The organism is Allocoleopsis sp. (assembly GCF_036703385.1).
GTDB lineage: Bacteria > Cyanobacteriota > Cyanobacteriia > Cyanobacteriales > Coleofasciculaceae > Allocoleopsis.
Map to the genome: position 1 here is coordinate 1 of NZ_DATNPA010000776.1, position 11,370 is coordinate 11,370.

Consider the following 11,370-nt stretch of genomic DNA (forward strand, 5'->3'; position numbering starts at 1 on the left):
GCTGTAAGCCATCGACTAACCACAAAGGACAGCCCCGTTTGGCATAACCATACCCGACATAATGCAGTAGAACCGGGGCGGGAGAGGAGCAAACCTTAAGTAGGGATGATAACACTGCTGCTCCAGAACGCTTCGGCAAAACAGTGATGGGAAACCCTTCAATCGTCCTTTCACCCTCCCAAGCTGGATTACCCACAACAAAATGCGTCTCCTGAGCAAATCCTTGACGCAGTTGACGAGCAAGATTCAAAGCATAATCCCCCAAACCATCAATGGCTGGGGGAAGTGTGGGCACAATTTGGATAATTTTCATCAAATCACTCGGGTTTTTAGCTTGAATGGCACTGACTTAAGCAAGAAGTAATCGTTCTTTGAAAAAAACCCAGTTTGGGGGGAAACCCCCCAAACCCCCCACTGGGGGACGGAGTGCCTACCTAGAGACCCCCTGCACAAGGGTTGGTTGGTGAGGTAGGAGATTTCTTAAGTCAGTGACATTCACCTTAGGATACGTCACGACCCATCCTACTTTTGTTAGGCGTGTCACCCACCTTGCTGGCCTGCTATGCGATCGTCACATTTTCGTCATATTTACTGGGTATCCTAAGAGTTGAGCAGAGCTGAATATATTGGTCTGCTCCTCACACCACAGACGAAACCAGCTCTCTTGTTTAGGTAAGGCAAGAGAGCTTTTTCCTTTTCAGTGACCCGTGAACAGTGAGCAGTATTATAAGAGGGTTCCGATTTCCTTCAAATGGACACGAGTAAAGACTTCAGTGGCACCCAGAGTGTACTGTTCTATCAAACCCTCCCGTCGGATTGAGACATTATCTCCTTCTTTAATCACGACAATTGAGTGGTCAAAAATATCCCGCGTCAGCATCATTTCCGTTTCCGTCGGATTATCTAGAACGACCATGTTGCTGCCATGATAAAACATGCCATCTCTTTCTAGTGCATCTTCCCCATACTCAGCAATCAATAGGTCAAGCTTGGGATGGCGTAGTAAGTTTTGGACGTTCTTGTTGTAGTCCCGATGAAGGTTTTTCTGTGAACGATTGACGAAGACAGCATCACGACACACAGCACCAATTGTCCAGTCTGGGTGTTGCAGAAGAATATGGTCAATCGTTTCTTGGAGGTCTTGAACAGAAATCCGGTTAAAGGTGATAATCGGAATCCTGGCAGCCGTACCCGACTCAAAGAAGGTGTCAAGGATATGTGAGGGCACATCGACGCTTTCACCAACAGCCGGTCTAAGATGCATAGAAATGCCAGGAGCCGCATTGATTTCAATAATGCCAAAGTTGCCGGATTTCCAGGATTTTGCCAAACTTTGGGCAATGACATCGATACCCAGACAAGTCAACTTGAAGTGCTGCGCAATGTCTTGCGCCAGGATGATATTGTCAGGGTGAACCGTTCGAGTCGCATCAATACTCAAGCCTCCCGCTGACAGATTTGCGACTTTGCGCAGATAGACCGTGCGGTCTTTTTCAATCACACTATCTGTTGATAAGCCTTGTTCGCCCAAATACCGTTCCATAGAGTCATCAGACTGAATCTTACCTAGAGGTGAGGTGGCTGAGTCTGTACGTTCTGGCTTACGGTTTTCGCGCTCAATTAACTCTGCAATGGTTGAATAGCCATCACCCACGACTGAGGCGGGACGGCGTTCGGTAGCGGCGACGAATCTACCATTAACACAGAGCAAGCGAAAATCTACCCCAGAAATGCTCTTTTCGACGATAATCTGTGTTGCTTGGTTCTCAGGAATAGCATCGAGTGCTCTATCAAAGGCAAATTCTAGTTCCTCGGCGTTTTGCACCTCAGCCGTAACCCCAATCCCTTTATGACCGGCTACAGGCTTGACGGCTACAGGGTAGCCAATCGTTTTGGCTACGTTCAAGGCTTCCTTGCAGCTGACAACAACATCCCCTTGAGGTACGGGAAAGCCAAGATTGCTCAGAAACGCCTTACAGTCATCCTTGCGGGTGGTAAAGTCAGAGTCTAGATGGCTATCACAGTCAAAGGTTGTTGCGCTGCCGCGAACTTGCTTTTTCCCATAGCCATATTGCATGAGTCCTTCATCCCACAGATAAAAGGCAGGAATCCCTTGATCCCCGGCTGTACGGAGCAAGGCGTAGACGGTCGGGCCACCGTAGACAGAACGCCGGAACGTTTCCTGAAGCGCTTTGATCTGTTCCTCAAATAAAAATTCTTCGCCTTGAGTGATGGCTTCAAACCAGTCCCAAACGGCGTAAATTACGCCTCGCTGAGTACGGGCATGAAGGGTTTGGACGCTAACCCTGATGTAATCCTTATACGGTTTGAGATTCCAGCGGTCAAGGTGCAGCCCCATGTCGAGTTTTCCCGCTTCGGATACCGTTCGGGCGAACAGCTGGGCGAAGGAGTCGTAGGTTGGTTCACTCAAATCTGGGAAGCGATCGCTAATAATTGCGATATAGTCCTCAATCGGTCGAGGTGGCAAATGACCCGTCAAGGCAAAATCAAAGACTAGCGCGGCTGTCTCCAAGTAGGGATTTGGACCGATGTAATGTTGGATGTTAAATATATCAAATGCATCGGTATTTCTGGCATTGATGCGAAGGGTATCCGTATTTATCTCTAAAATCATTCATGATCTCCTTATCTCTAAACATTCAAGAATGTATAGACTGACTCGTGCTGACAACAAACCCCTTGATTGTTGGATCAGGTTTAACCTTGACGGCTACGACTTAGCTCATTGATTCAGCCTAAGGGTTGGGCATCTCACCCATTTTTCGCCTGAAATCTTCTCCCAATTGAACCTATCTCGATCGCTGCTCTGTTTTCCTCTATCGGAGGACATCTAGAGGTCGGGAGGATACCCTCCATAATCAGGATTTTTTTGTTAAGAGAAGATAAAAAAGTTTGCTAATGTGACCGACGAGGTGAAGATAGTACTAAGGACTGCAACTCAAGACCGGGCTTTAGGGAATGGACGCATTCGCGAGGCGTGTGTTCTTTGGCCTGACTCACTCGCTAACCCTCAAGGGCTTGCGTCGCGCTTTGCTTGTGATGAGATGAGGCTTCTCAAGCGCAATGGCTTCATGTGCGCTAGCGTAAATGTGACCAAATAGGGCGGTGTTATGGCGATCGCGCCCTAGAGAGCTAGTACTGATCCCAGAGCCTATCGCTGAAGCGGTAGTGCGCTTTGTGTGAGCGCTAACAGATCGGGCTGGCCTAAAAGTGGCGTTATGAGGGTTAGTGGAATCGCGCCCAAACTTCGCTCCTCTCACTCACTCTCTGCTCACTCAAAAGAGGATGTATTTTGCTGGTCAATCCTAGGATAGAAGGATTTTGTATCAAATGATACAACTTTTGAGAGAGGTTAGAGAAACCACGCGATTGAATAAATAGAAGAAAGCCTTAGGAGGCAGTAGAGATGAATAGCACAAAAACTTCTCTGAGAGATGAAGTCCGAAAACTCGCTGAAGAAGCGTTTCACCTCAAACTAATTTCTGGCTATGGCGATGGTCAATACAGCGATGAGTACCAGATCGTTGCCAACGGCAAACCAAAGCATTTTCCTCTAGAACGTGCACGCTTGCTTTTGGAAAACTTAATCGCAAGCCAGCAGCAGAATCACTACAGTTTCCACTAAGGAACTGAATCGAATACTAAAAAACGGAGTTTGTGTTATTAATTACACGCTCCGTCTTCACACTTTATCCTCAACGCTATCGGGTTGCGCTTCGTTAACACACTTTAGCCTTTATGAAACTTGTTTTCCATTCGACCCTTCGAGTAAGGGTCTTTTTTTGACAAAAACCTTTTTATTTGCTGTATAAAAATCTACCATTCGGCTGTTTGAGAGTTCAAAAATTTCAGGCTTAATTGAAATGAATGAACTCAAGGCTAAGGGCAACATGGTTGTAAGCGATACGAACAGACAGCTGGTGATTATTGGCGGCGCGGAAGACAAGCAAGGGGACTGCACAATTCTCCGGGAATTCGTTCGGCGGGCTGGGGGAATCAACGCTCGAATTATTGTGATGACAGTAGCAACAGAACTACCAAGGGAAGTTGGCGAAGACTATATGCGAGTCTTCGAGCGGCTGGGAGTTGAAGATGTTCGCATCGTTGATACCGTTGAGCGGGAAGACGCCAGCTCATCCACTTACCTAGAAGCGATTGAAAAGGCTACGGGTGTATTTTTTACAGGTGGAAATCAGGCTCGCATTACCAGCGTTTTGAAGGATACCGAACTCGATCAGCTGCTTCACAAACGGCTGGCTGAAGGACTCGTGATTGGAGGCACAAGTGCGGGAGCAGCCATGATGCCCGATATGATGATTGTAGAAGGAGATTCCGAGACCAATCCCCGCATCGAAATTGTGGAGATGGAGCCTGGTATGGCGTTTCTTCCGGGGGTGGTAATCGACCAACATTTCGCTCAGCGTGGACGTATAGGACGCTTACTTTCAGCTGTGGCACAACAGCCGGTCAACTTAGGATTCGGTATCGATGAGAATACAGCGATCTTGGTGACCAATAATCAGATTGAAGTTGTTGGAGAAGGTGCGATTACCGTTCTTGATGTATCAGGAATTACTCATACCAACCTGGGTCAAATTTTAAAGGATGAAGATTTGGCACTGTGTGGAGTTAAGCTTCATATCCTGCCACATGGCTATCGGTTTGATTTGGTTTCTCGCAAGCCAATTGTTGACAACAACGTTTCTACAACAAACCAAGCGAATGCTCAACCCCAGGAGATGCCGTTAGTTGAATCGGCTTAAAATCTTGGTTCAATCATCAAATTCGTAGGAATAGGGGGATGGGGGATGGGGAGTTCAAAATTCGTAATTCGTAATTGATAGTGGGCTACGTCCTCACTAAAGCTCTGGCGCTGGGCTAACGTAATTAATATTGTCATTCGGAGATTTGACCCCACCTGAAGGTGAGCGACATTTCAGGTCGGGGTCTGAAGACCCGTCTTTAATTACGAATTACGAATTACTAATTCTGATAATGTACATGATTTTTCCCATCTTCCGACCTTGGAAGATTTAATGGAATAGGCTTAGCAATTATACTATTTAACTTATTGAAAGCCTCTGCTTTAGGATATAAATAAAACTCTATCCTGAGATAGATGGCTTGGATGATTTTTAATGAGTTACTGCATTAGAGCGCACGCAAAAACCTGGTAAATTCTCAAATTCTATGAAATTAAGAATTGTTTGGGCACATACTTTGGAAAGCCCCATGTAAAGTCTTCATATCAGGGTCGTATCGGCAACTCGTAGCTTAAATCGTAGATTTCTGCAAAATACCAAAGGCACTAGGGCTACTTTCTGGTGCTTGATTTTCCAGCAGAGCTGTGATTTTGTGATGCTTACTTCTTCAGATAACTGCTTGCTAATTCAGTTGACCCATAGAGCTTTACTTCTTCAGTAATACCGAGCTGTTATGACTCTTTCAACTCATACCCTTAGCTCAGCTGCTAATTCGATACAGCGGAGTTTCAGCTACCGCGACTTCATTCCACTCCAACCCGATACCTTGTGGCATATTACATGGGGGGCAGTCAGAACCTTGACATGGAATGAGGAGGGAATGCTGATAACACTTGGCTATTGGGGGCCAGGGGATGTAGTGGGTCAACCTCTATCTCGTATCCAGCCTTATCAAATACAGTGCTTGACGAGTGTAGAAGTCTACTACATCCCTTCGCACCAGTGTCACGAAGCCCTAGATGCGCTCTTATTGCATATTCAACAAGCCGAAGAATTCTTGATGATTGTTCGTCATGAACCGATGCACTCACGCTTGCATCAACTCTTGGTCTGGCTAGCCAAGAAATTTGGTCGCCAAGTTTCAACGGGGTTGCTAATTGACTTGCGCTTGACCCATCAAGCGATCGCAGAAGCCATTGGCACGACACGAGTAACAGTAACGCGGCTGCTCAACGAGTTTGAGCGAGACGGAGTGATTTGTCGGCCTAAGCGTCATTTCATTGTGTTACGCGATCGCTTGTAATGAAATAGGTCTCACGGAGCAGGATTCAGTAGAAAAGTTTTTATCACAAGTTAACTGTACTATTTCCTCTCTGTTGGCTAAATGGCACAGCGGAACCCGGCCAAAATCTGACGAATGCTCGGATAATACCAGTTACGAAAACTAGAGCGAATTGCCTTTGGGCGGGTCGCCCAACTGCCCCCTTTAAGCACACGGTGCTGTCCGTCGAAATACGCTTGGGAATAGCCTCGGTAAGGGTAGCTGACAAAACCTTCATAAGCGTCAAACCAGCTATCAGTCCACTCCCACACATTGCCGAGCATGTCATCACACCCATAGGCACTTTGCCCCAGTGGGTAAGTATTCACAGGTGTTGTTTGCCCAACGCAATTATCAAGATTACATCGGTGAGGGTCGGGTATCGCCTGCCCCCAAGGGTAGGTCTGCGGCTGTCCGGTTGCAGCATCCCAACTCGCTGCTTTTTCCCATTCAGCTTCTGTTGGCAGTCGCTTGCCGACAAATCTCGCATAGGCGTCGGCTTCGTACCAACTCACCCCGCAGACGGGATGATTATCCCAGGTTGAAGCCGATGACCAGTAGAGGGGTTGAGCCACGGGATTTTCTTGCAGCCACTTCCACCCGTCGGGTAACCACCAACGTTCGTTTTGGTATCCACCCGCCTCGATGAACGCTCGGTACTGTCGGCAAGTGACGGGGTAGCGGTCAATCCAGTAAGTGTCTAAGTATACCCGGTGACGCGATCGCTCGTTATCCAAGGCTTCAATCGAGTCGTTGCCCATCATAAACTCGCCTGCTGGAATTTCCCTCATCTCTACATCCCTAGGGGGAACCAGTGGAACAGAGGATGAGACATTCGCCGCAGAACCCTGAACCCACATCTCTTGATGCCGTTCCAGAAGGTGCCAGCGTTGTAATTGCAAAACAAAGGCGATCGTTTCGCCATGCTGACTCTCATGCTGAATCAAGAAGTGCCACAGGCGTTCTTGCTGTTCTACCGGGGCGGTTTCTAGATAGCTGAATACTTGGGTTCTAACCGTATTGAGATAATCATAAATTTCTGCGAGTGGCGGTACATTCTCTCGTTCTGACTTGGGCAAGCCATCGGCGGCAAATAGCCGATGATATTCCGGAAACATTGGAGGGTAACCGGCACAGCGTTGCAGTAACCACAGGGCTTCTGTATAGGCAATGTGACCCAAATGCCAACCTACTGGACTGAATTCTGGATGTGCCTGTCGCCGAAACGTCCTATCGTCGATGCCTTCAAACAGAGCCAAGGTGCCGATTCGGCACTGATGCATTGCCTCTCGGATGGTTTCTCTAATCTGTAGGGGCAAAGCCTTTGTGCCGGAATTTTGGGACATAATTCTAAATTTCTTCTAAAAAGGTTAGGGGTTAGGGGTCAGGGGAAAGTAATCTTCAGGCAGAGGTAGGGGAAATGCGAACCATCAGGGATTGAGTTGAACATAGGGAGCTACACTCCCATCAGCCACGCCCGTGAGGCAGAACTCGGTTTTCCGTTTGGGGTCTGGAGTTTGGAGTTTGACAACCTGTGACCTTGCTCACCCATTAGATTTGTTCGAGTCACCTATTTGTAGATAGTAGATTACTTATAGGCCAACCCTATATCACATTTATGCATGATAATCATCACATTTTTATAGGTATTAGATTCCTAGCAATTATTCAAAAAATCTATTACTATTCAAAATTGAATTTCAAAATCAACGGTTGTTAAAGCTTAATAATTTCAACATTAACCATGACCATGACAATCTTAGGTGATAAAAAGCAAATTAACCAAAAAAAATCTGGGTTAAAGTTACACTATAAAGCTTTAAGTTCAAGAACAGAAGACAAGTTTGAAGCATGGATTATGACAATAGAAGATCGCTGGACAGATGAAATTTTAGATTGTCTAAAAGGTAATTTTCCGGATTGGCGTGGGTAATAATTGGCATTGCTCATATCAGGATGGCTACTTGTGAATCTCAGATTTTATAAATTTATCTGGGATAAACTTATTTTCTCTTAGTAGAAAATCAATCAGTCCAACGGTTGATTTATTGGTTTGTAAATTGTTTTTTCAGGGGACTACAGATGCAGGGATTAACGACTTCTCACATTAGCTACAATTCTAGCTAGGCAGCAGGAAAAATTTAAACATAAGGTGGCATTCCCTACCGTCAATTCTTTAATCCTCTGGGACAGAAATTATAGGGAATGCCTACCCTACAAGTTGGTTTTGTTGATTGATATAGCCCTTCTCGATTGGATGCGGTACACTCTGACCTCTCTGGAAAACCTCTCTCCACCTCTCCCTAACCCTCTCCTAACAGGAGAGGGAAGCAGATAATTTTTTTTAGCTGAGAGAGGCTTTGATTCTTCTGATGTACACGCACATAACTGAGAACTACTATAACCATCTACTGACTAGCATCTGTAGGACTAACGTCGATTGATGAGATTTCCAAGTTTTTTCCCACAGTGAGAATACTACCGTGCGGACATTCATGCCAGTTGCCAGCGAATATAGGTTCGGAAGCAATCATGACTGAATCGGGGAAAGTTGGGTCATCCCTGAGCCAGTAAAGTGAGGGAGCTGTGGTACCGTAAGCATAGCGGCTGGCAACGAGTTGATGCCCATCACTAATAATTAGGTTGGCAGAAAAGTTGACTTCATAGGCTTTTGCTAATTCGGTGAGCGTGATTAAGGTGGTGTGTAATGCCTCGATAATTGTGCTATTTGGGGATACCTCCAGTTGATTGATTAACAGTGCGAAGATATGTTCGGAATCCGTGGTGCCATTGATGGATTGGTAGATGCGATCGCCAAGTTTTTCACGTATCGGTCGATACAAAGATTCGCGGAAATTGCTGATAAAACCGTTGTGGATTAATAACAGACGACCCTCGCGAAACGGCTGACAGTTGCTCATATCCAGCGCTTGGCCGGCTGTGGCACTGCGAACATAGGCCAACACACACCCTGACTCAACATAGCGGCTCAATTCAGGCAGGTTAGTTTCATTCCAAATTGGCAGGGTGCTTTTGTAGGTAAAGGGGTCAACATTTCGTTGTGGATGGTACCAGCCGATTCCTAAGCCATCAGCATTGACTACGCCAGATGTCATCTCACGAGGTTGATAACTCTGGACAATTAACGAATGTTCGGGTTTATACAATAAGTGGTCAAGTGGGATGGCAGGGCCAAGGTAGCCAAGTAATCGGCACATTCTGAAGTATTTCCTGTTACATCACTAGCTGTCTCTCTACTGATTGTGACTGATTTGAGTTTTTGGTGTTGATTAGGTGTTAGGCGTTGTGCATATATCTGGGTTCCGCGTTGAGCGAACTCGTTAGCAGCCTGTCAATATATAAAGACTAAGTTGTTTTTCTGAGAGGAACCTGAATATTTGAAGAGATTTAGCCTAATCAGCCGCTTTTAGTAACTACATCATTTATAGCGCTCGAGGTGCGTTACGCTACGCTAACACACCCTACAAATAGAGGCGTTGTGTAAGTTCTAAGCTGTGCAGCGATCGCTCTCTCGTTTCTAATATTCTGTGAGCACAAGAGATTAAGGCATATCACTCGCCAACTCTATCCAGAGGTTTGCATAATAGCGGTTAAGCTTGCATGTCACCTCTGTCCTTTAACCCAAGGAACATCCCCGTGATACCCATTCCCCTCGACGCAATCATTGGCGCAATTACCGATATCGTCAGTCCTACCGCTTTGATCAAGGACAAGCTTCAGCGCAATGAGACAGTCATCAAGTTATTAAAGAAATTTAACCTCGACTCAGAGCATCCACCAGCAGATTTCAGTGGAGTTTATGCTTACGCCTTGGTGGAGTATGGCGTTGGTAAACCGAAGCCGTTCCTTGAACTTTTCCGGCAAAATGAGATTCAAAAGATTTTCCGCAAGGCATTAGACCAGAATAATCCTTCGATTCTCCTCAAAGAAGGCGAAGCGTTTCTGGATGGGTATGCATTAGGGGATGAAATTCGAGAACTGGGAATTGATGTTCATAGAGAGTTCGCGGCGTTTGCTACCGTGTTTATCGAAGTGGCTAAGCGATCGCGCACACCGGCTGAAGTTCTCACCAACCAGCAGATAGGCTCCTTACATAAAAGAATAGAGAATATTCAACAACGCCTGGAAAGGCTTCCCACACTAGAGGGAATTCGGACAGAGATGGCGCGGTTGGCGGCACAGGATTACCCAGCACTGCCAGCGGCTGAATCCTCAACGGAAAAGAATTGTAGGGCATTTGTTTTAGCTCAGCAGATGAGAGGCTGGTTTGAAACCTTGGGCTATCGCTTTGAGCGGTATGAGGTTTGGGAAGATAGCTATTTTGAGTGGATTATCAATATTCCAGTAAGGCGGAATCGGTACGATCGCATTCTCGTGCGGGGGATTGAGGGAGAGGCGGGAATTAGGGATGTGGCGGCGTTGCGCCAATCAGTAGAGGAGCAACGAACAGATGAAGGATGGTTAGTGACGGCAAGGCGCATTTCACGGGCGGCGCGGGATGAAGTCGAGAAGGAGGAAAATCGTCACCTTGGCTGCTATACCTTCGATGAACTGCTGGATCAGGATGCTGACTTCAGTGGCTATCTCGACTGGTTGGAAGCAGAAGTTAAACGGCGGGACATTGAGAAAAAGTATGTCCCACTTGCTTGCACGAAAGAAGAGTTCGACCCCATTACCAAACGCAAGTTAGCAGCCAGTCGCTACGACGAACGCGACGGCTGGATTGATGGTTACATCGACCTCTGGCTCGATGACCCAGCTAAAGAGCATATCTCAATTTTGGGAGAGTTCGGCACGGGCAAGACTTGGTTTGCCTTCCACTATGCTTGGACGGCACTGCAACGCTATCGCGATGCCCAAAAGCGCGGACTTGAACGTCCTCGTCTACCTTTAGTTATCCCTTTGCGCGACTATGCCAAGGCGGTAAGTGTTGAGTCTCTGTTTTCCGAGTTTTTCTTCCGCAAGCACGAACTCCCGTTGCCGGGTTATTCTGCGTTCGAGCAACTCAACCGCATGGGTAAGCTGCTGCTGATTTTCGATGGTTTTGACGAGATGGCAGCACGAGTTGATCGGCAGGAGATGATAAATAACTTTTGGGAGTTAGCGAAGGTTGTAGTACCGGGAAGCAAGGTAATTTTGACCTGTCGCACCGAGCATTTTCCAGAGGCGAAGGAAGGGCGGGTGCTGCTAAATGCTGAGTTGCAGGCGTCTACAGCAGCTTTAACCGGTGAAACGCCGCAGTTTGAAGTGCTGGAACTGGAGAAATTCAACGATGAGCAAATCCATCAAGTGTTGTTGTTCCAA

Annotated in this window: 8 protein-coding genes and 1 pseudogene; 5 read left to right on the forward strand and 4 right to left on the reverse strand. The window is 46.7% G+C overall.

The window, feature by feature from the left end:
* Together V6C93_RS36260 and V6C93_RS36265 are read right to left on the reverse strand one after the other, a co-directional pair.
* Positions 1 to 313, reverse strand: a pseudogene (locus V6C93_RS36260) (glycosyltransferase family 1 protein); the annotation flags it as partial.
* A gap of 411 nt (positions 314 to 724) precedes the next feature.
* Positions 725 to 2,635: an acetate--CoA ligase family protein gene (locus V6C93_RS36265; RefSeq protein ID WP_333481550.1), complete on the reverse strand. Its 1,911-nt coding sequence runs from the start codon at positions 2,633 to 2,635 to the stop codon at positions 725 to 727.
* Between the two features lie 792 nt (positions 2,636 to 3,427).
* Between V6C93_RS36265 and V6C93_RS36270 the strand changes: the two genes are divergently transcribed.
* The 3 genes from V6C93_RS36270 (at position 3,428) to V6C93_RS36280 (ending at position 6,027) form a co-directional block, all read left to right on the forward strand.
* Positions 3,428 to 3,646, forward strand: a complete 219-nt coding sequence (locus tag V6C93_RS36270; RefSeq protein ID WP_333481551.1) for a hypothetical protein — start codon at positions 3,428 to 3,430, stop codon at positions 3,644 to 3,646.
* A gap of 265 nt (positions 3,647 to 3,911) precedes the next feature.
* Entirely contained in the window at positions 3,912 to 4,784 is an 873-nt protein-coding gene (locus tag V6C93_RS36275; RefSeq protein ID WP_349262951.1) for a cyanophycinase, read from the forward strand.
* A 673-nt stretch (positions 4,785 to 5,457) separates the two neighbouring features.
* On the forward strand, positions 5,458 to 6,027 hold the full coding sequence (locus V6C93_RS36280) for a Crp/Fnr family transcriptional regulator (RefSeq protein WP_333481553.1): 570 nt from the start codon (positions 5,458 to 5,460) through the stop codon (positions 6,025 to 6,027).
* Between the two features lie 77 nt (positions 6,028 to 6,104).
* On the opposite strand, the gene egtB is transcribed toward V6C93_RS36280, so the two are convergent.
* Positions 6,105 to 7,391, reverse strand: coding sequence for an ergothioneine biosynthesis protein EgtB (egtB, locus tag V6C93_RS36285; RefSeq protein WP_333481554.1), 1,287 nt, complete (start codon positions 7,389 to 7,391; stop codon positions 6,105 to 6,107).
* A gap of 398 nt (positions 7,392 to 7,789) precedes the next feature.
* Between egtB and V6C93_RS36290 the strand changes: the two genes are divergently transcribed.
* Entirely contained in the window at positions 7,790 to 7,978 is a 189-nt protein-coding gene (locus V6C93_RS36290; protein ID WP_333481555.1) for a hypothetical protein, read from the forward strand.
* Between the two features lie 475 nt (positions 7,979 to 8,453).
* Here the strand turns inward: V6C93_RS36290 and egtC are convergent, their stop codons facing one another.
* A complete protein-coding gene (gene egtC, locus V6C93_RS36295) occupies positions 8,454 to 9,263 on the reverse strand; it encodes an ergothioneine biosynthesis protein EgtC (protein ID WP_333481556.1) in 810 nt (269 codons plus the stop codon).
* Positions 9,264 to 9,702: 439 nt separating this feature from the next.
* Here egtC and V6C93_RS36300 point away from each other — a divergent pair.
* Positions 9,703 to 11,370, forward strand: a 1,668-nt coding sequence (locus tag V6C93_RS36300) for an NACHT domain-containing protein (protein WP_333481557.1), incomplete at its 3' end; no start/stop codon positions are given.

Bases quoted from the DNA above. Each gene is read 5' to 3' on its own strand.
- V6C93_RS36265 (WP_333481550.1), bottom strand. From the start codon at position 2,635: ATGATTTTAGAGATAAATACGGATACCCTTCGCATCAATGCCAGAAAT.
- V6C93_RS36270 (WP_333481551.1), top strand. From the start codon at position 3,428: ATGAATAGCACAAAAACTTCTCTGAGAGATGAAGTCCGAAAACTCGCT.
- V6C93_RS36275 (WP_349262951.1), top strand. From the start codon at position 3,912: ATGGTTGTAAGCGATACGAACAGACAGCTGGTGATTATTGGCGGCGCG.
- V6C93_RS36280 (WP_333481553.1), top strand. From the start codon at position 5,458: ATGACTCTTTCAACTCATACCCTTAGCTCAGCTGCTAATTCGATACAG.
- egtB (WP_333481554.1), bottom strand. From the start codon at position 7,391: ATGTCCCAAAATTCCGGCACAAAGGCTTTGCCCCTACAGATTAGAGAA.
- V6C93_RS36290 (WP_333481555.1), top strand. From the start codon at position 7,790: ATGACCATGACAATCTTAGGTGATAAAAAGCAAATTAACCAAAAAAAA.
- egtC (WP_333481556.1), bottom strand. From the start codon at position 9,263: ATGTGCCGATTACTTGGCTACCTTGGCCCTGCCATCCCACTTGACCAC.